Source organism: Nocardioidaceae bacterium SCSIO 66511, assembly GCA_023100825.1.
Lineage (GTDB): Bacteria > Actinomycetota > Actinomycetes > Propionibacteriales > Nocardioidaceae > Solicola.
On record CP095846.1, the window covers coordinates 4,404,672 to 4,424,049 of the forward strand.

The window sequence follows — 19,378 nt, forward strand, 5'->3', positions numbered from 1 at the left end:
CCGGGTCGCGAGGAGTTCGGTGCGAATTGCACCACGCAGGACTGTGACGGTGGTGCAATTCGCACCAAACTCCGCCGAGCGGGCCAATGCCGAGACGGCCTCAGTACGACTTGGGCAGCCCCAAACTGAACTGAGCGATGAAGTTGAGCACCATCTCCCGGCTCACCGGCGCGATCCGCGACAGCCGCGACGCGGCGACGAGGGCACCCATGCCGTACTCGGTGGTGAGACCGTTACCGCCGTGCGTCTGCACCGCGCGGTCGACGGCATTGCAGACGGCCTCACCGGCGGCGTACTTCGCCATATTGGCCGCCTCGCCCGCACCCATCAGATCGCCCGCGCCGTAGAGAGCGGCAGCTCGCTGGGTCATCAACCGAGCCAGCTCGATCTCGATATGCGACTCGGCCAGCGGATGAGCTATCGCCTGATGTCCGCCGATCGGCTGCTTCCACACTTCTCGCGAGGCGGCGTACGCGACACCCTTCGCCAACGCGTACCTCGCCATACCCGTCGCGAACGATGCGGCCATGATGCGTTCGGGGTTGAGCCCGGCGAACAGCTGCTCGAGGCCGGCATCCTCGCTGCCGACGAGCGCATCGGAGGGCAGGCGTACGTCGTCGAAGAACAGCGTGAACTGCTTCTCTGGCGAGACGACCTCCATCTCGATCTGCTGCGCGACGAAGCCATCCGCATCGGTAGGAACGATGAACAACGCCGGTTTGAGTTTTCCGGTCTTCGCATCCTCCATCCGGGCGACGACAAGCAGGTGTGGGGCCTCGTCGACTCCGGAGATGAAGGTCTTCCCTCCGTTCAGAATCCACTCGTCACCGTCACGCTGGGCGGTGGTCACGATCCGATGCGAGTTGGAGCCGGCATCGGACTCCGTGATCGAGAAGGCCATCTTCGTCGTGCCCTCGGCGAATCCCGGCAGCCAATGCTGCTTCTGAGCATCCGTGCCGTACTGACCGATCACCGTGGCACAGATCGCCGGCGAGACGACCATCATGAGTAGTGGGCACCCGGCGGCAGCGAACTCCTCACACACGGCGGCGAGATCGCCGATGCCCCCGCCTCCGCCGCCGTACTCTTCCGGTACGGCGACGCCGAGGTAGCCGTTCTTGCCGGCCTCCGCCCATAGCTCGTCGGTCTTCTCGCCGGTACGCGCGCGCTCGATGAAGTAGTCGTGCCCGTACTTCGAGGCGAGATCGGCGACGGCCTGCCGCAGCGCTTGGCGCTCGGCAGACTCGCTGAACGTGGGTACGTCACTCATCTTCGTTCTCTCCTTCGTCGATCACCGCGAGAACGGTGCCAGCGTCTACCTGTTGTCCTGCGGTCACACCGACCTCAGCCACGATGCCGTCGACCGGTGCGTTGATCGGGTGCTGCATCTTCATCGCCTCGAGAACGAGCACGGTCTGACCTTTGGCGACCTGGTCTCCGGCCGACACCGCAACCGACGCAACGGCCGCCGGCATCGGGGCGAGCAGGGATCCCTCGGCGACTTCGTCTGCGGGGTCGGAAAATCGTGGTACTCGGCGCAGGTCGACCGACCCGCTCGGCCCGTCAACGTAAGCGAAGTCGTCTTCGAAACGGACTTCGTACGACTCGCCGACTCCCCCGTGACCGAGCCGCGCGCAGTGGCCACCGACTTCGATCACATCGAGTCCGTCGACGACGAAACGTCTACGCTCATTGGCGTATGAGACCTCGATCCGCTCATCGCCGAGCAGGTACGCGCGGCTCCGGCGCTGCGACGGAACGTTGCGGAACGCCGTCGGGATACGGCTCTGCACGCTCGCCGAGGACTGCGTGGCATGTGCTTGTACGAGCGCTGCAGCAGTCGCATAGCGCTGTATCGCCGCCTCCGAACGACGTGGCGCCGTCCACAGCTCCTTCCGATCGTCCAGCAGCCGGGTGTGCACGTCTCCGGCGCCGAACTGCTCATCGGACAGGATGGCAGTCAACAGATCGAGATTCGTGACGATCCCGTGCACCCGGGCGCGGCGAAGCGAGCCACGTAGCATCCGGATCGCCTGCGTGCGGTCGGGCGCCCATGCGACGACCTTCGCCAGCATGGCGTCGTAATGGATGCCGACGACCGATCCGGGTGCTACGGCCGCGTCTACCCGTACGCCGTATGCGTCGGGGTTGGCGAACTCCGCCTCGGCTCCGCCGAACTCGAAGGCGCGTACGGTGCCGGTCTGCGCGCGCCAGTCGTCGGCGGGATCCTCGGCGTAGACGCGTACCTCGATCGCATGCGAATCGCGCGGTTGCGGTTCGGTTCCGAGCGCACGCCCTTCTGCCACGGCGATCTGCAGCTCGACGAGGTCGACGCCCCAAACGGATTCGGTCACCGGATGCTCGACCTGGAGTCGTGTGTTCATCTCCAAGAAGCTGACGGTCGCGTGACCTGACTCGACTCCGTCCACGAGGAACTCAACAGTGCCGGCGCCGACGTAGTCGACCGCCATGACCGCTGCGCGAGCCGCGTCGTGCAACCGCGTACGTACTGCGTCGGAGATGCCTGGTGCCGGGGTCTCCTCGACGACCTTCTGGTGCCGTCGCTGGATCGAGCAGTCGCGCTCGCCCAACACCCAGCAGGTGCCGTGCCGATCGGCCAGAACCTGTACTTCGATGTGCCGTGCCGTCGGAAGGTACGGCTCGACGAACACCGTGCCGTCGCCGAACGACGCCAGTGCCTCCGCCTCGGCCGCCGCGACCGCCGCATCGAGCTCGCCCGACTCCGTCACGACGCGCATACCGCGACCACCGCCTCCGGCAGAAGCCTTTACCAGCATGGGGAAACTGCCCGACTCGGCAGTGAGGACCGGAACTCCCGCAGCGGCCATGATCTCCTTGGCGCGTACCTTAGAGCCCATCTGTTCGATCGTCTTCGGCTCCGGGCCGATCCAGGTGAGGCCAGCGTCGAGCACGGCCTGCGCGAACTCGGCGTTCTCCGACAAGAAGCCATAGCCCGGATGGATCGCGTCCGCTCCGGTGACTCGCGCGGCCTCGACGATCAGGTCGCCGCGCAAGTACGTGTCTGCCGCGGCGTTACCTGGCAGCCGGACCGCGGCGTCCGCTTCCCGTACGAACGGCGCAGCGTCGTCGGCGTCGGAGTGGACTGCCACCGTTTCGATGCCAAGCCGACGGCAGGTGCGGATGACACGTCGCGCGATCTCACCACGGTTTGCGACAAGCACCCGCTCACATACGGAAGACGCCATAGCCCTCTGCCCCCTTCACCTCGGCGTTGTGAATGGCCGACAAGCAGATGCCGAGCACCGTACGGGTGTCGCGCGGGTCGATCACGCCATCGTCGTAGAGCATCCCTGACGTGAAGTACGCAAGGGATTGTTCTTCGATCTGCTGCTCGATGTACGCACGCATCTGCTTGTCGCCGTCTTCGTCGTACGGCTGACCCTTCGCTTCGGCCGCCTGTCTGGCAACGATGCTGACGACACCCGCCAACTGGGCCGGCCCCATCACCGCTGACTTGGCGTTCGGCCAGCTGAACATGAACCGCGGCTCGTACGCCCGGCCGGACATGCCGTAGTTGCCCGCGCCGTACGACGCACCCAGTACGACCGAGAGGTGCGGCACCGTGCTGTTGGAGACGGCGTTGATCATCTGCGCGCCGTGCTTGATGATGCCGCCCTGCTCGTACTCAGCGCCGACCATGTAGCCGGTCGTGTTGTGCAGGAACAGCAGCGGGGTGTCGGTCTGATTGGCCAGCTGGATGAACTGCGCGGCCTTCTGCGACTCCTCGCTGAACAACACTCCTCGTGCATTCGCGAGAATGCCGATCGGATACCCATGGAGCTGGGCATAGCCGGTCACCAGACTGCTGCCGTACAAGGGTTTGTGCTCGTCGAACTCGGATCCGTCGACGATGCGGGCGATCACCTCCCGCGGGTCGAACGGCAGCTTCGGGTCGTTCGGAACGATGCCGAGAAGCTCCTCGATATCGTAGGCAGGCTCCGCGTACACCGGTACTGGTGGCGAACCGTGCTTGCGCCAGTTGAGCCTTCGTACGATCTGTCGGCCGAGCAGGATTGCGTCGTGTTCGTCGGCAGCCAGGTAGTCGGCCAGCCCGGACTGGCGCGCGTGCATCCTGGCACCGCCGAGCGACTCGTCGTCGGACTCCTCGCCGGTGGCCATCTTCACCAGCGGCGGACCACCGAGGAACACCTTCGCACCGCCGTCGACCATCACCACGTAATCGCTCATACCCGGGACGTACGCGCCACCGGCGGTCGAGTTGCCGAACACGAGCGCAATGGTCGGCACCCGAGCCGCGCTCGCCCTGGTGATGTTGCGGAAGGATGCGCCTCCGGGGATGAAGATGTCCTTCTGGGTAGGCAGATCTGCGCCACCGGACTCGACCAGGTTGATGGTCGGAAGGCGGTTCTCGGCAGCGATCTGGGCCGCTCGTTGTCCCTTCTTCAACGTGGACGGGTTACTCGATCCGCCTTTGACCGTTGGGTCATTGGCGACGATCATGCACTCGACGCCCTCGACGACGCCGATGCCGGTGACGATGCTCCCGCCGACAGCGAAGTCGGTGCCCCACGCGGCAAGGCTGGACAGCTCCAGGAATGCGGAGTCTTCGTCGATCAGCAGCTCGATGCGTTCGCGAGCGAGCAGTTTGCCACGCTTGTGATGACGCTCCACGTACTTCTCGCCGCCGCCGGCCAACGCTTTCGCATGCTGCTCGGCGAGGTCGGCGACACGCTCGGTCATGGCGTCGCGGTTGGCGGCGAACTCCGGCGCCGCAGTGTCGATAGTCGTCCGGATCACGTGTACCCCAAGAGTTTCGCTGCCAAGTCGGTCAGGACTTCGTTCGTACCGCCGCCGATGCCGAGGATGCGTGCATCGCGGTAGTGGCGCTCGACCTCGGACTCGCGCAGGTAGCCCGCACCGCCGAAGATCTGCACCGCCTCGTTGACGACGTAGTCACATGCGGCAACGGCGTCGTTCTTCGCGATGCTCGCGTCGAGCGCGATCCGCTGCTCGTCATCGGCTCCTGCTGCGGCACGTTTCACAACGTCCTGTGTGTACGTACGCGCAGTGGTGGTTGCGCGGTGCATCTCCACGAGCTTGTGCCGGATGATCTGCCTGCTGATCAACGGGCGTCCGAAAGTCTCACGTTTGCGGGCGTACTCAACGGCCAGATCGAGGCACCGTTGGGCCGTCGCGTACGCCTGGACTGCGAGACTGAGCCGCTCGGGTACGAACTGTCGCATGATCGCGACGAACCCGGCGTCCTCGTCGCCGACCAGGTTGGCGACCGGAACCCGGGCACCGTCGAAGGCGAGCTCGGCGGTGTCGGAGCACAGCCACCCCATCTTGTTCAGCGGCCGGCCGACCGCGAATCCGCGTGTGTGCTTGTCGATCACCAGCAGCGAGATCCCACCGAAGCCCTCGCCGCCGGTACGCACCGCGGTGGTGACGAAGTCCGCGCGTACACCTGAGGTGATGAACGTCTTGGCCCCACTGACCTCGTACGCGTCGCCGTCTCGTACGGCTCGGGTCGTCAGGTTGGCGACGTCGGATCCGCCCCCGGGCTCGGTGACCGCCAACGACCCGATCAGCTCTCCGGCGAGCGTTGGCCGTACGTAGTGGTCGATCAGGCTCGTGTCGCCCGATGCGACGATGTGCGGCAAGGCGATGCCGTGCGTGAACAATGCGGCGACGAGTCCGGATGACCCTCCTGCTTCGATGATCGCCTCGGTGACGATCGCCGTGTCGACGACCGTGCCGCCCTGACCGCCGACCGCCTCAGGGAATCCGACGCCGAGGAGCCCAGCATCGGCGGCACGCTTGTGGAGCTCGCGAGGCACCTCGCCGGCGTCCTCCCAATCAGCGAGGTAAGGGACGATCTCGCGCTCGGCGAATCGGGTCGCGCTCTCCTTCAGTGCCGTGCGCTCGGGCGTACTCCACTCGGTCACGGCGCCCCCAGAAGCTGCTCGGGTACCTCGACCTCGCGCGCACGCAGCCACTCGCCGATCGCCTTGGCTTGCGGATCGAACCTCGTCGAGGCCGCGACGCCCTCACCGAGGAGGCCGTGCAGCACGATGTTGACTGCATGGAGGTTGGGCAGCGGATGAATGTCGACGTCGAGATCGGCCGCTTCCGGAAGCAACTGCTTGACGGCCTTCTCGTCGAGCAGCGCGCGAAGCCATTCGTACGCGCTGTCGCGGTCGGGATGATTGCTGCTCACCCACACGCCGAGGTTCGCGTCACCGCCCTTGTCGCCGCTGCGGGCGTACGCGATTCGGCCGAGCGGCGCGCGTACGGTGGCGGCAGTTTCCGGTCCCGTCGTTTTGTAGCTATCACGCATAGCTCCAATAGGTTTGTAGCTGTGCGTGAGGGATACAGAATCGGACGGCGGCGAAATCGGCGTACGCGAACCGTCGGCATGGACGGCAACCTGCTCGGGAACATCCTGGTCGACGTACGCGGGCTCGTAGATGCCGAAGGGTGACCCGCTCCCAGGCGGGGCGGTCATGGTGAAGCCGGGGATCGACCCGAGGGCGAGTTCGACGGCAGCGCCCGAGAAGCTGCGACCGACCGCATCAAGCGTCGCTGCCCGTACGTGGCACCGCAGCCGAGCGGTCGCATCGGCCTGGGTCGCGGGGTCGGGACGGTCCGTGCGTTCGAGCTGCCATTCGACGGTATCGATCGGCAGCGACGCAAGCGCATCGCTCAACTGATCACGTACGAAGGCCGCCTTGGCCTCGATGTCGAGGCCGGTCAGCAGGAACTCGACGTTGTTGCGGAAGCCACCCAGTCGGTTCAGGCACACCTTCACCTGCCCAGGCGGCGGCGAGCCGCGTACGCCCGTGATCGCCACTCGGTCCGGACCGTCGGCTGCGAGCATCAGGGAGTCCAGACGGGTGACGACGTCCGGCCCCAGGTATGCGGGCGAGTCGATCTCGTAGACGAGCTGCGCCGTCACCGTGTCGACCGTCACCGCACCGCCCGTGCCGGGGTGCTTGGTGATGACGGAGTCGCCGGCCTCATCGATCTCCGCAATCGGAAACCCGAACCGACGCCCACTCTTCGACGCGAGGTCGAGCGACTCGAACCCCGCGACGTTACCGCCGGTCGCCTGGGTACCGCATTCGATCACGTGGCCCGCTGCGACCGCGCCCGCGAGCCGGTCGTAGTCGGCGCGACCCCAACCGTGGTGCGCTATGGCCGGGCCGACCGCGAGCGACGCATCCGTGACCCGGCCCGTCACCACCACGTCAGCGCCGCCTCGAAGCGCCTCGGCGATCCCGAAGGCGCCGAGGTACGCGTTGGCGGTGAGCGGTTCGCCGAACCCGAGCTCCGCGGAGCGGGGCAGCAAATCGTCACCTTCGACGTACGCTACCGACGCTGAGATCCCTTGGTCCGTGGCGATCTCTCGGATGCGACCAGCGAGGGCGGCCGGGTTGAGCCCACCGGCGTTGGTGACGATACGTACGCCCCGACCCATCGCGAGACCGAGGCAGTCCTCCAGTTGTCGCACGAAGGTCTTCGCATAACCGAGCGACTCGTCGCGCAGCTTGTCGCGGCCGAGTATGAGCATCGTCAGCTCGGCGAGGTAGTCGCCGGTGAGGTAGTCCAGCTCGCCGCCCTCGAGCATCTCGCGCACCGCGGACCGCCGGTCACCGTAGAAGCCCGACGCATTGCCGATGCGGACGGCTGTCATGCGGACTCCCGCTCAGCGAGGCGCACCGGGTCGCGTCCGGGCATACCCGCGAACGCCTGCGCGATTGTCAACCACTGCTCGGCGTCGGAACCGTCGGCGTGTACGTCGACGTCGTCGAGATGCCGGCGGCGGGTGACCAGCAGCGCGAAGTCCCACGCCGAGCCGGTGACCCGCTCGGAAGCATCCTGCGGACCCCAGGTCCAGACCTCGCCACTCGGACCGGTGAGCTCGACGTACACCTCTGTCTCGGGTAGCTCGAGACCGCGCACCGCGTACGCGAAGCCACGCGTACGTACTCCGATGTGGCAGACGTGGCGCGCTCTTGGCGTCACCGGCACGTCGACCCCGAGCGCTTCGGCGACGTCATGTCCGTGCGCCCAGGTCTCCATCAAGCGGGCCGTGGCCATGCTCGCCGGGCTCATCGGCGGGCCGAACCACGCGATCCGCTCACCGGATGGCACGCCTCGGAGTGCGTACGCAAGGGCAGCCCGGCCATCGCGCCAGCGGGTCAGCACCTCACGCGGCCCGAGCGCGACAAGGTCGGACGCCGCCTTGTCGACGTATCCGGTCGGGTCTTCGGCTGCCGCTTGCAGGAACTCGCCGAAGCCGGCACCGGTGGCCGCCTTGCGTGAGGCCTCGTCGGTCCAGTGCAGATGCGCTATCTGGTGGGCGATGGTCCATCCGACGGCTGGGGTCTGCGCAGCCCACCCGTCGTCGGTGAGTGTGCTGACCCATGAGTCCAGTTGGTCGCTCTCGGCGGCGAGGTCGGTCAGCACCTCGGCGAGTCGGTCGGTCATCTCCGGCTGGCTCCGATCTTGTCGTCGATTGTTTGCGCCCAGACGGCGAGGATGCGTTTACGGCGGCGGGAGTCGTCGGCGATGGTGTCGGCAAGACCCAAACCGCGTAGCAGGTCGAGCGTTGCCTGCACGAGCTCACGCGCGCCGGAGTCGGACTCGTCGATGCCGAGCAATGCGACCGCCTGACGATGCGTTTCGCGACCGATTCGTTGCTCGAGCGGACCGACGGCGTCGCGCAATGCCGAGTCGGTACGTGCGGCCACCCAGAGCTCGAGCGCAGCCAGGAAGACCGGGCTGGTGAACTGATCGCTGAGAATCCCGAGTACCGCCCGCGTACGCCTGCGTGCGGGCAGGTGCTCGGCCGCGGCCGCCAGCTCGGCGCGGCGCTTCGTCGCGATGTACTCGACGGCGGCGACCACCAAGTCCTGTTTGGTCGGAAAGTGATGTAGCTGAGCGCCCCTCGAGACGCCGGCTCGGTCCGAGACCACGGTTGTCGTCGTACCCGCCCAGCCGCGCTCGACCAGGACGTCGATGGTCGCGTCGAGAAGCCTGGTGCGCATGACGCGGCTGCGCTCACCTTGTGGCGTACGTACACGCGACTCGACGGCCATGCCGTTCAGCATGGCCCGCCCAGTTACAAACAGTCAAGCCTGCTTGTAACTGGCGCTGGACGACCGAACACTTTGATGTGACGCAGGTCTCACGTTTCAGTCTTTGTATAGTAATTTGCTCGACTTAATCTGTTACTGATGTCTCGGGCCACCCATCCACCTCACGATGAGGAGACCAACGTGCGTCTACACAGACCCAACACCCGCGGGCGCCTCGTACTGGCGGCCATCGCCGTTGCAGTCGTGACGACCGCATGCTCGTCGGCGAACGGGCAGGGGCCGAGTCTGGACTCCGACGAACCGATACCGAACAAGGTCGACAAGGACACCGTCTTGCGCATCGGCGACCCGGAGACCCAGACGGCACTCGAACTGTCCGGCCAGATCGACAAGCTGCCCTTCAAGGTGGAATGGGCAAACTTGAGCGGGGGTCCGCAGACCAGCGAGGCGTTTCGGGCCGACGCACTCGATGTCGGCGCGGTCGCAGACATCCCCCCGCTGTTCGCCCACTGGACCGGCCTCGACGTGAAGATCGTCGCGGCGCAGTTCCGCAAGGATCCTGTGCACCATCCGATCTACCAGCTCGGCGTCGCCCCGGGCGTCGACGTCAAGAGCCTCGACGACCTGCGGGGCAAGAAGATCGCGTACAGCCCCGGACAGGCCCAGGGTGCGCTCGTTCTCCGCGTACTGGCCAAGGCCGGGCTCGAGCAGGACGACGTCGAGTTGGTCGAGATGGCGAGCACCGAAGACGTCTACGTCGATGCAGTCGGTAGCGGCCAGGTCGACGTCGCCCCACTCGGCGGCGTGCTCAACCGCACGTACCTCGCAAAGTACGGCGATGAGGGTGGTACGACGATCACGCACGGACTTCGTGACGACCCGTTCCATCTGTACGTACAGTCGTCGGTCCTCGACGACGCGGACAAGGCCGCCGCGCTCAAGGAGTACGTGAAGTACTGGGCCCGTGCCCAGCAGTGGATGCGTGACCATCCGCAGGAGTGGATCAAGGGCTACTACGTCGACCATGAGGGACTGAGCGAAGCGGACGGCAAGTACCTGTTCAAGGCCTTCGGCCAGGTCGACATCCCGGCCAGCTGGGATGACGTGATCGAACGTCACCAGGAAACGGCCGACCTGCTCGCGAAGGAGCAGGATCGCGAGGAGTTCGACGTCGAGGACATCTACGACCGCCGTTACGAAGCGGTCGGAGCCAAGGCACTGCAGGGTGCCGACCGATGACCGCGACGCTCACTGCCCCCACGAAAGAACCCACATCCGACAATGCCGTCGACGAACGCGTACGAAAGCGGCGGCTCGGTCTCGGACGTCAGATCCCGTTCGGACTGGCACTCGGACCTTTGCTCCTGCTCGCGATCTGGACCATCGGATCGGCATCGGGATGGATCGAGCCTCGGGTCCTGTCGGAGCCGTGGACGGTCGTTTCGACCTTTCAGGACCTCGTGTCCGACGGCCGCCTGCAAGACAATCTGACCGTGTCGCTGCAACGTGCGTTGATCGGCCTCGGCATCGGCGTCGCTGCAGGTCTCGTACTCGCGCTGCTGTCGGGTCTCAGCCGACTCGGCGAGGCGATCATCGACGGCCCCATCCAGATCAAACGCTCGATTCCGAACCTCGCGCTCATTCCCTTGCTGATCTTGTGGTTCGGCATCGGCGAGCAGATGAAGATCATCACCATCGCACTCGGCGTGATGATCCCGATCTACATCCACACCCACAACGGACTGCGCAGCATCGACAGCCGCTACGTCGAGCTGGCACAGACCAGCGATCTGCGCCGGTACGCATTCATCCGATCTGTCGTACTGCCAGGGGCACTTCCGGGGTTCCTGCTCGGCATGCGCTTCGCGGTCACATCCGCCTGGCTGTCCCTGATCGTCGTCGAGCAGGTCAACGCCACCGAGGGACTCGGTTACATGATCACGCTCGCCAAGACGTACGGGCAGACCGACGTCATCATCGTCGGTCTCGTCGTGTACGCGGCGCTCGGCCTCGTATCGGACGGGATCGTACGACTAGTACAGAGGAGGGCGCTCGCATGGCGGCGAACGTTGGACAGCTGACCGGCGACGAATACTCGGTTTCGATACGTGACTTGCGCCGCAGCTTCAGCAGCAGTGGCGGCGTACTCAACGGCCTCGATCTCGACATACCCGCCGGCGAGTTCGTCGCGCTGCTCGGTCGATCCGGTAGCGGCAAGTCGACCCTCCTGCGTGCGCTGGCGGGACTCGACCACGACGTACGAGGTTCCGGGCGCGTACGCGTGCCGGAGAAGGTGTCGGTCGTGTTCCAGGACTCACGGCTCCTGCCCTGGCAACGCATCCTCGACAACGTGATCCTCGGTCTGCGCGACAAGAACGCGGATGAGCGAGGGCGGACCGCACTCGCCGAGGTGGGGCTCGAAGGGCGCGAGCGAGCGTGGCCGAACGAGCTCTCCGGCGGCGAGGCCCAGCGAGCGGCGCTCGCACGTTCGCTCGTCCGTGACCCGCAGCTCCTCCTCGCCGATGAGCCGTTCGGCGCGCTCGACGCACTGACCCGGATACGCATGCACGACCTGCTACGCAGGCTGTGCGAAGTACATCGGCCAAGCGTCCTGCTGGTCACGCACGACGTGGACGAGGCGATCGTCCTCGCCGACCGCGTGATCGTCCTGGTCGACGGGGTCATCGGTTCGGACGTCCGAGTGAACATGCCCGGTCACCGCTCGCCGGCCGATCCACGGTTCGCCGAGCTCCGGGCGACGCTGCTGGACAAGCTCGGCGTCATCGACGGCGTACCCGATGACAGTCAATCCCCCGCAGTTGCGACAGCCTGAGGAGAACGACATGACCGCACGTCAGCTCAAGCTCAACCTGTTCATCTATCCGGGAGGACACCACGAGGCGGCCTGGCGATACGCCGGATCAGCACCCGATCGCGTCCTCGACATCGCCTACTACCAGGACCTCGCCTTGCGCGCCGAAGGAGCGCGGTTCGACGCGGTGTTCTTCGCCGACGGCCCGTCGTTGCCCGAGAACGTCCAGTACGCCTCGAGGTTCCGGCTCGAGCCCCTCACCTGGATGTCGGCCATCGCCGCCGTCACGTCGCGTATCGGTCTCATCGGCACCGCATCCACGACGTACTACGAGCCGTACAACCTGGCTCGGCTGTTCGCATCGCTGGATCACCTCAGCAAAGGTCGTGCGGGCTGGAACATCGTCACCACCGGCTCCGCCGACGCTGCGCCCAACTTCGGCATGGCCGAACACCCTGTGCACGCGGACCGATACGACCGCGCCGCGGAGTTCGTCGACGTGGTCACGAAGCTATGGGACAGCTGGGAAGACTCGGCGCACGTCGCGGATCCGCTCAGCGGCCGGTTCGCTGATCCGGATAGAATCCACCCGGTCGACCACGTCGGCGCGAACTTCCGCGTGCGAGGGCCGCTCAACACCCCGCGTACACCACAAGGCAGGCCGGTGTACGTACAGGCAGGCTCGTCAGTAGACGGACGCTCGTTCGCAGCGCGCTACGCGGAGGCGATCTTCACTGCGCACCAGACGCTGAGTAGCGCGCAGGAGTTCTACAGCGACATCAAACAGCGCGTACGCGGCGTGGGCCGCTCACCCGACAGCACGCTGGTGCTCCCCGGCATCAGCCCGTACATCGGCTCGACCGAAGCCGAAGCGCAGGCGCTGCACGATGAGCTCAACTCCCTGACCCAGCCGGCGTACTCGTTGTCCTTGCTGCGCTCTCTGACCGGCGTCGACCTCGCTGAGTACGACCTCGACGCACCGTTTCCACGGCACGTGCTCCGTTCCGAGGGCGACCGCGCGCAGAGCAGCCGGTATCGCCTCGTCGCGGACATCGTCGAACGGGAGCGACCAACCCTGCGTCAGGTCATGCACCGACTCGCGGGAGCACGCGGTCATCAGGTCGTCGTCGGTACGCCCGAGCAGATCGCCGACCGGATGGAGACCTGGTTCACCGCGGGTGCCGCCGACGGATTCAATGTCATGCCTCCGTGGCTGACCGGCGGGTTCGACCGGTTCGTCGAGCACGTACTCCCGATCCTCCGCAAGCGCGGGCTCTTCCGCAACGACTACGAGGGCACGACCCTTCGAGAGCACTACGGCCTCGCGCGACCACCCAGCCAGTACGAGTCGCTGCGCACTGCGACGGCGTGACGATCGTCAACACCCAACGAGAGAAGGAATCCATGACGTACCGCAACCTCGGCCGCACCGGCCTGAAGGTCAGTCCGCTGACCCTTGGCACCATGATGTTCGGTCAGTGGGGCAACCCCGACCACGACGACTCGATCCGGGTGATCCGCCGCGCACTCGACGCCGGCATCAACGTGATCGACACAGCCGACGTGTACTCCCGCGGCGAGTCGGAGGTGATCGTCGGAAAGGCACTCGCCGGGCGACGTGACGATGTCATCCTCGCAACGAAGTTCCACGGCACGATGTCCGACGACGATCCGAATCAGCAGGGCAACTCACGGCGCTGGATCATCCGTGAGGTCGAGGAGTCGCTGCGTCGGCTCGACACCGACTACATCGACGTCTACCAAGTGCATCGGCCGCGGCCCGAGACAGATATCGAGCAGACCCTCGGTGCGCTCTCGGATCTCGTGCACCAGGGGAAGATCCGCTACATCGGCACGTCGACGTTTCTGCCATCGCAGATCGTCGAGGCACAATGGGCCGCCGAGCGGCGCGTACTCGAACGCCCGGTGACCGAGCAACCGCCGTACTCGATCCTGGCACGTGAAGCCGAGCGCGATGTACTTCCGATCGCCGAACGTTACGGGCTCGGCGTCCTGCCATGGAGCCCGCTCGCCGGCGGCTGGTTGGCCGGCCGGTACCGCGGAAGCGACGCTGTGATCACCCCACGGACCAAACGACAGCCGGGTCGCCACGACCCGAACCTGCCCGCAAACGTACGAAAGGCCGAAGCGGTCGAGAAGCTCGTCGCGCTCGCCGACGAAGCAAGTCTGTCACTCATCCACCTCGCGCTCGGGTTCGTACTGGCGCATCCGGCTGTCTCCTCGGCGATCATCGGGCCACGCACGTTGGAGCAGCTCGAGGACCAGCTGGCGGCCGACAAGATCGTGCTGACCGACGACGTACTGGACCGGATCGACGAGATCGTCGCGCCCGGTACGACGCTCAACGACGCCGACCGCGGATACGCTCCTCCGTCGCTCGCGTACGCCTGGGCACGCCGTCGCTGAGCCTGCCCGGCACGACCCACGGCTCGCTCGGGTTCGGAGCGGCTTCCGTGGCCAGGTGGCTCCGGCTCGCTGCCGGGGTTCCCCACTCCTTTGGTTCTGGAAAGACGGCGGCGACGCCGGCGCGCCACTTCGGGTGAGGTTGCTTGGCGGCTTTCCCGCCACCTTAGTGTGGGATCGGGGTAAGGTTCTGTTTCGGTGTCACATCAGTCTCGGACGCCGCGTGCGTACCAGCGGGCATGGCAACCTGTCACCTTGCATGGTGTCGCTGCCATGCAAAGTGGAGTCTCACCATGTTTACTTGGTAAACCACCACCGACCGACCCCACAAAAGCCAACCGAATCGGGTTAGCCGGCAAGCAACCCAGCCCCGTAGCTGCGGCTCCCGCGTCGCCGCGTCTTTGCCCAGCCCAAGGAGCGGGATAGCCGACAGCGGCGAGAGGTGAAGCGACGGGATGTCGCCGAAGGAAGCGGGCGAGCCGGAAGCGAGCGCCACCGGACTCGAGCGGCGAGAGGTCGCACCTACCCGCGACTACACCATCCGGCGGACGATCGAGAGCGGCGCATGGCGCATCACGAACCCGATCGGCTTCCAGGGCCACCCCGGCACCTCGGCCTGGGTGACCTCCTTTTCTATCGCGGCGACCATCGCACGGCAACCGGTCTCGGTGTCGACCATCATCTTGGTGCCACCCGCCCCCGACTCGGCAGCCCGTTCGTTCATCTCCGAGGCGATATAGCCGGGGTAGAGCGTGGTGACCGAGATGTCGAGGCCGGGTCGGCGCATGAGGTCGGTACGAATACCTTCGCCGAGCATCGCGAGTCCGGCCTTCGTCGCGGCGTACGTCGTCATGGAGCTGGGCATCCCGCGCATGGCAGACATCGAAGACACGAGCACCAGGTGACCTGACTCGCGCTCGTAGAAGTGCGCCATCGCGGCCTCGCACTGGGCGAGCGCACCGACGAAGTTCGTCATCGCCGTGTCGCGGTTAGCGTCGAACCTGCCGCTACCGATGCGTGCTCCTTTGCCGAGGCCGGCGTTCACGATGGCGCGGTCGATCCCGCCGAGCGTCGTCGTCGCCGCCGTGAACTCCTCGAAGACTCGGTCGTGGTCGTTGACGTCGAGCTCGTGGCAGCTGACCTCGATACGGGGGTTCGCTGCGACGAGCTCGTCGCGCAGCGCCTCGAGCCGGTCGATTCGACGCGCCGCGAGTGCGAGATTGTGACCGCGGGCCGCGAACTCCCGAGCCATGCCCTCGCCCAGGCCGGCGCTTGCTCCGGTGATCCAGATGTTCTGTCGCATAGGCGTTCGCTCCGAGTCAGGCGTACGTGATGTCGGCCGTGGCCAGATGTGCGTGTTCGTTGAACGATACGAGCATCGGTCGGTCGTCTCGTACGAGGACCTTGTGCGTACTCGTGTTGATGATCGGAGCGGCCAATGCGGGCCAACGGTCGTCCGCGACGCCGAGCAGGTCGCATACGACACCCGCGATGACGCCGCCAGACGTGACCACGACCGTCTTGTCGTCGGCGCCGAGCCCGTTGAGGATGCCGGTGAACGCATCACCGACCCTCGCCCTGAACTGGCGGTACGTCTCACGGTACGCACGGGCGCCGTCGCCGGCGATCCACCGATGCAACCCGACGTCGAACATCTCCTCCATCGACGACTCGTCGAGCTCGGGTAGCGAGCCGTCCGCGCCGAGCGACTCGGCGAAGACGTCGACATGGTCGAACTCCTCCAGTCCGTCGACGACCTCGACCGTCGGCGCCGCGCCGTACCCGGCACGGATCTCGTCTGCGGTCTCACGATGCCGGCGCATCGTGCCGCTGATGATCCGAGTCGGTTCGAAGCCCGGCGTACGCCACGACTCGCCGAGCGTGCGGGCTTGGCGGTGCCCGTGTTCAGACAACACGTCGTAGTCGGCGGCACCCCATGACGCCTGGCCGTGCCGGACGAGAACGACCAGCGCCATCAGCCGACCTCGGTCTCTCGGCCGGCAGCCTTCTTGCCTTCGCGAAGCATCACCGCGTCGTACAGCGGACGGGCGAGCCGCTTGGCGTAGTACGCGAGCCGGCCGTTGCGATCGGTGAGGATGACATGGCGCCGGGCGTCGACGCCGGCGAGAACACGACCGGCGATCAGGTCTGCCGACATCGGCGACTCGTCGATCAGGCGGCGCGCCCCCTCCTTCGAGTCGGGGTCGTTGCCGCGCAGCGACGACGCGAGGTTGGTCCGGAAGAACGTCGGACAGACGACCGAGACGTCGACGCCGTACGGGGCGAGCTCGTAGCGCAACGACTCGCTCAGCGCGACGACGCCCGCCTTGACCGAGGTGTACTCGGTCATCCGCGGCGGATGTACGAGCCCTGCCGCCGATGCGATGTTGACGAGGTGGCCGGTCCGCTGCCCCTTCATCATCGGCGTGAACGTACGGCAACCGCGTACGACACCGAGCAGGTTGATGTCGACGATCCACTGCCACTGGTCGATCGAGGTGAGCTCCATGCGTCCGCCCGCGGCGACGCCGGCGTTGTTCACGAGCAGGTCGAGCCCTTTCCACTCGGCAGTGACCCACTCCAACGCAGCAGCCCAATCGGCATCCTCGCGTACGTCGAGCCTGCGATATGCCACACCGGGCAGATCGTCGAATACGGCAGGGCGTTCGTTGGCGACATCGCTCGCGAGTACGCGGGCCCCGCGGCGTACCAGCTCACGCACCAACGCCAGGCCGAGCCCGGACGCAGCACCGGTCACCAGCACGCGGTCGTTGCTCCTGATCGTCACGCTGGTGAGCCTACGCGCGGTCGCGGATCTCCTGACAACGACCATGCAGGTACTCGACCGTCGCGCCGAAACCGGCGAAATCGGGGTTCGAGGTCTGCCCGAGGTGGTAGCGGTAGTAGATCTGCTGCAGGATCACCGCCAGTCGGAAGATGCCGTAGACCTCGTAGAACGGCCATGCGTCGGGCGACAGCTCCATGCGGAGGCAGTAGTACTCGAAGATATCGGCGCGCGTCGGCATACCCGGCAGATGACTCGGCTGCCGGCGCAGCCCGAGCATGCCTGGCGGATCGTCGGACTGCACCCAGTACGCGAGCGCGCACGCGAGGTCCATCAGCGGGTCGCCGATGGTGGCCATCTCCCAGTCGAGGACGGCCCGGATCTTGGTCAGTCCCTCGTCGAGCACGAGGTTGTCGAGGCGGTAGTCGTTGTGGATCACACAGCTGTCGACGTCGGCCGGCTGAACCGCCTCCAGCCACGAGGCGATCGGCTCGAAGTCGGGAGCGCCCGGGGTCATCGCCTTGCGATAGCGATCGGTCCAGCCGGTCACCTGCCGGGAAACGTAGCCGTCGCCCTTACCTAGATCGACGAGGTCGACGGCTCGAGGGTCGATTCGGTGCAGATCGACGAAGCGATCGACGAACACGCTCGCGAGCGCACCCGCGTCGTCGCGGGACAACGCGTAACCGTCTGGCAGGTTCGCGCGCAGAACGACACCCGGAATGCGTTCCATGACGTAGAACTGCGATCCGATGACGTCTTCGTCGGTGCACAGGGCGATCATGTCGGGTACGTATTGGAACTTGGGCTTGAGGCGAGACTGCACGGTGTACTCACGCACCATGTCGTGCGCCCCGCCGGCCTTCGCGCCCGCCGGCGGACGCCGCAAGATGAGCGAGCCGTCCGGATATCCGAGGAGGTACGTGAGGTTCGATGCGCCGCCTCGATACTGCTCGACGGTCGGTACGCCGGCGATGCCGACCTCGTCGTCGAGCCATGCCGCGACGGCCGAGACGTCGAAGGCATCCTCATGCCGTACGGCGGTGCGTTCGCTGGTCATTGCGTCATCTTCGCAGCGATCGACCGATTCCGCGCGCCCGGCGTACGGGAAGGGTCACAAGGTGCCGACGTACTGACTCACGTGATAGGCGTTCGACGTCCACTTGGAAACCAACAGGTGCAGGTTGCCCGCGCCGGACTTCGACCAAGGGTGGATGAACCCGCCGTACAGATTGGGCTCTTGTGCGAACGTCACCTGGATGGCCTCAGGCGACCACGGTTTGTCCGGTCCTTCCGCGGTACGAGTGACGATCGACAGGTCGCTCATCCGCAGGTACGACATCGCCCACGTACCGTCGTCGAGCTTTCGTACGGACGGCTCGCCCATCCCGCCGTGCAGGATCCCGGTGCACGGGTTGCCCCACGCCCACGATCCGTTCAGGTAGCCCCACGGTTCGTACGCGGCCTTGTCGAACATCGCATCCCACGGCACACGCTGCAGCATCATCGGACCGACCTGGCGCCCCGCGGCCACCGAGAAGACATAGACGTACGCTCCGTCGCGCTGCATCGTCCACATCTGGAACGGGTCGTTGTTGGCGTCGTTGTTCCACCAGACGTACGGCGTGCGCCGGAACGTGTTGCCGTCCGTCGAATGTGCAATGCCTGCGTAGTTCGACCGCCACGAGGGAGTGCCGTCGTACCAGTCGCGGATGCTCATGTACGAGACGATCTGCTCCCCGGTCTCGGGGAAGCCGATCCCGTCGTTCGGGATCACGGTGAACTCCGGGGTGCCGGCGCCGTCGTCGGTCCGGTGCCCGTTGTACATGATCTCGGGAGCGAGGCCGTCACCTGCGACGCCGGCGGCGCTGTCGAACACGATGCCCTCAGCGCTTCCCGGGTGGGTCGCCGAACGCAGCATCACCGGCGAGCGCCAGTCGGGTCCGCCGGGCATCGCGGAGCTGAAGGTGTCGCCGAACAGGTAGCCGATCGAGCCGTTCTCGAGTACGTACGGGATACCGAGATCGGTGCCGACCACCCGCCAACGTCGGTCAGGGTCCTTGCCGACACCGGTGATCGTCTGTTTGTAGATCGATGCGGCGCCGGCGCTTGGGAGTAGCCCTTGCGGGAGAGCGGTCGACCCGAGCGCGGCACCGAGGCCGAGCCCTGTTGATGTAGCCAGAAATGCCCGACGGCTCAGTGCCATGGCGGTGTCCTTTTGTCCACGTGCGCCCAATTGCGCAATTGTGA

17 protein-coding genes are annotated in these 19,378 nt (G+C 66.1%); 5 read left to right on the plus strand and 12 right to left on the minus strand.

What is annotated here, in order from left to right; genetic code table 11:
• Window positions 1-100: 100 nt before the first annotated feature.
• The 7 genes from MU582_20900 to MU582_20930 are packed head-to-tail and all read right to left on the minus strand — an operon-like array spanning window position 101 to window position 9,107.
• Window positions 101-1,270 carry an acyl-CoA dehydrogenase gene (locus tag MU582_20900; GenBank protein ID UPK74863.1) on the minus strand — a complete coding sequence of 390 codons (1,170 nt, stop codon included), beginning with the start codon at window positions 1,268-1,270 and terminating at the stop codon, window positions 101-103.
• Entirely contained in the window at window positions 1,263-3,227 is a 1,965-nt protein-coding gene (locus tag MU582_20905) for a biotin/lipoyl-binding protein (protein UPK74864.1), read from the minus strand. Before MU582_20905 ends, MU582_20900 begins: the two co-directional genes overlap by 8 nt.
• Window positions 3,208-4,743: an acyl-CoA carboxylase subunit beta gene (locus tag MU582_20910; GenBank protein ID UPK77214.1), complete on the minus strand. Its 1,536-nt coding sequence runs from the start codon at window positions 4,741-4,743 to the stop codon at window positions 3,208-3,210. The genes MU582_20905 and MU582_20910 overlap by 20 nt, the downstream gene beginning before the upstream one ends.
• Window positions 4,744-4,796: 53 nt before the next feature.
• On the minus strand, window positions 4,797-5,951 hold the full coding sequence (locus MU582_20915) for an acyl-CoA dehydrogenase family protein (protein ID UPK74865.1): 1,155 nt from the start codon (window positions 5,949-5,951) through the stop codon (window positions 4,797-4,799).
• Window positions 5,948-7,699 carry a DUF1446 domain-containing protein gene (locus tag MU582_20920; protein ID UPK74866.1) on the minus strand — a complete coding sequence of 584 codons (1,752 nt, stop codon included), beginning with the start codon at window positions 7,697-7,699 and terminating at the stop codon, window positions 5,948-5,950. The genes MU582_20915 and MU582_20920 overlap by 4 nt, the downstream gene beginning before the upstream one ends.
• Entirely contained in the window at window positions 7,696-8,496 is an 801-nt protein-coding gene (locus MU582_20925) for a TIGR03084 family metal-binding protein (GenBank protein ID UPK74867.1), read from the minus strand. Before MU582_20925 ends, MU582_20920 begins: the two co-directional genes overlap by 4 nt.
• Window positions 8,493-9,107 carry a TetR/AcrR family transcriptional regulator gene (locus MU582_20930; protein UPK74868.1) on the minus strand — a complete coding sequence of 205 codons (615 nt, stop codon included), beginning with the start codon at window positions 9,105-9,107 and terminating at the stop codon, window positions 8,493-8,495. The genes MU582_20925 and MU582_20930 overlap by 4 nt, the downstream gene beginning before the upstream one ends.
• Before the next feature lie 180 nt (window positions 9,108-9,287).
• Here MU582_20930 and MU582_20935 point away from each other — a divergent pair, with 180 nt between their 5' ends.
• From MU582_20935 to MU582_20955, 5 genes are read left to right on the plus strand one after another with little or no spacing between them, the layout of a single operon-like run.
• Window positions 9,288-10,346 (plus strand): ABC transporter substrate-binding protein, encoded by a 1,059-nt coding sequence (locus MU582_20935; GenBank protein UPK74869.1) that lies wholly within the window; start codon window positions 9,288-9,290, stop codon window positions 10,344-10,346.
• Window positions 10,343-11,188 (plus strand): ABC transporter permease, encoded by an 846-nt coding sequence (locus tag MU582_20940; protein UPK74870.1) that lies wholly within the window; start codon window positions 10,343-10,345, stop codon window positions 11,186-11,188. Before MU582_20935 ends, MU582_20940 begins: the two co-directional genes overlap by 4 nt.
• Window positions 11,164-11,940, plus strand: a complete 777-nt coding sequence (locus MU582_20945) for an ABC transporter ATP-binding protein (protein ID UPK74871.1) — start codon at window positions 11,164-11,166, stop codon at window positions 11,938-11,940. Before MU582_20940 ends, MU582_20945 begins: the two co-directional genes overlap by 25 nt.
• 10 nt (window positions 11,941-11,950) lie before the next feature.
• On the plus strand, window positions 11,951-13,291 hold the full coding sequence (locus tag MU582_20950) for an LLM class flavin-dependent oxidoreductase (protein ID UPK74872.1): 1,341 nt from the start codon (window positions 11,951-11,953) through the stop codon (window positions 13,289-13,291).
• Window positions 13,292-13,323: 32 nt separating this feature from the next.
• Window positions 13,324-14,346 (plus strand): aldo/keto reductase, encoded by a 1,023-nt coding sequence (locus tag MU582_20955; GenBank protein ID UPK74873.1) that lies wholly within the window; start codon window positions 13,324-13,326, stop codon window positions 14,344-14,346.
• 529 nt (window positions 14,347-14,875) lie between these two features.
• On the opposite strand, the gene MU582_20960 is transcribed toward MU582_20955, so the two are convergent.
• The 5 genes from MU582_20960 to MU582_20980 are packed head-to-tail and all read right to left on the minus strand — an operon-like array spanning window position 14,876 to window position 19,334.
• Window positions 14,876-15,646 (minus strand): SDR family oxidoreductase, encoded by a 771-nt coding sequence (locus tag MU582_20960; GenBank protein UPK74874.1) that lies wholly within the window; start codon window positions 15,644-15,646, stop codon window positions 14,876-14,878.
• A gap of 16 nt (window positions 15,647-15,662) precedes the next feature.
• Entirely contained in the window at window positions 15,663-16,319 is a 657-nt protein-coding gene (locus MU582_20965; GenBank protein UPK74875.1) for a histidine phosphatase family protein, read from the minus strand.
• Window positions 16,319-17,131 (minus strand): SDR family NAD(P)-dependent oxidoreductase, encoded by an 813-nt coding sequence (locus MU582_20970; GenBank protein ID UPK74876.1) that lies wholly within the window; start codon window positions 17,129-17,131, stop codon window positions 16,319-16,321. The genes MU582_20965 and MU582_20970 overlap by 1 nt, the downstream gene beginning before the upstream one ends.
• Before the next feature lie 10 nt (window positions 17,132-17,141).
• Window positions 17,142-18,188 carry a phosphotransferase family protein gene (locus MU582_20975; protein ID UPK74877.1) on the minus strand — a complete coding sequence of 349 codons (1,047 nt, stop codon included), beginning with the start codon at window positions 18,186-18,188 and terminating at the stop codon, window positions 17,142-17,144.
• 54 nt (window positions 18,189-18,242) lie between these two features.
• Entirely contained in the window at window positions 18,243-19,334 is a 1,092-nt protein-coding gene (locus tag MU582_20980) for a DUF4185 domain-containing protein (protein ID UPK74878.1), read from the minus strand.
• Between the last annotated feature and the right edge of the window lie 44 nt (window positions 19,335-19,378).

Coding starts and splice junctions, on each gene's coding strand:
- MU582_20980 (UPK74878.1), bottom strand. CDS start 19,334: ATGGCACTGAGCCGTCGGGCATTTCTGGCTACATCAACAGGGCTCGGC.
- MU582_20905 (UPK74864.1), bottom strand. CDS start 3,227: ATGGCGTCTTCCGTATGTGAGCGGGTGCTTGTCGCAAACCGTGGTGAG.
- MU582_20960 (UPK74874.1), bottom strand. CDS start 15,646: ATGCGACAGAACATCTGGATCACCGGAGCAAGCGCCGGCCTGGGCGAG.
- MU582_20930 (UPK74868.1), bottom strand. CDS start 9,107: ATGGCCGTCGAGTCGCGTGTACGTACGCCACAAGGTGAGCGCAGCCGC.
- MU582_20900 (UPK74863.1), bottom strand. CDS start 1,270: ATGAGTGACGTACCCACGTTCAGCGAGTCTGCCGAGCGCCAAGCGCTG.
- MU582_20955 (UPK74873.1), top strand. CDS start 13,324: ATGACGTACCGCAACCTCGGCCGCACCGGCCTGAAGGTCAGTCCGCTG.
- MU582_20920 (UPK74866.1), bottom strand. CDS start 7,699: ATGACAGCCGTCCGCATCGGCAATGCGTCGGGCTTCTACGGTGACCGG.
- MU582_20965 (UPK74875.1), bottom strand. CDS start 16,319: ATGGCGCTGGTCGTTCTCGTCCGGCACGGCCAGGCGTCATGGGGTGCC.
- MU582_20940 (UPK74870.1), top strand. CDS start 10,343: ATGACCGCGACGCTCACTGCCCCCACGAAAGAACCCACATCCGACAAT.
- MU582_20925 (UPK74867.1), bottom strand. CDS start 8,496: ATGACCGACCGACTCGCCGAGGTGCTGACCGACCTCGCCGCCGAGAGC.
- MU582_20910 (UPK77214.1), bottom strand. CDS start 4,743: ATGACCGAGCGTGTCGCCGACCTCGCCGAGCAGCATGCGAAAGCGTTG.
- MU582_20975 (UPK74877.1), bottom strand. CDS start 18,188: ATGACCAGCGAACGCACCGCCGTACGGCATGAGGATGCCTTCGACGTC.
- MU582_20950 (UPK74872.1), top strand. CDS start 11,951: ATGACCGCACGTCAGCTCAAGCTCAACCTGTTCATCTATCCGGGAGGA.
- MU582_20945 (UPK74871.1), top strand. CDS start 11,164: ATGGCGGCGAACGTTGGACAGCTGACCGGCGACGAATACTCGGTTTCG.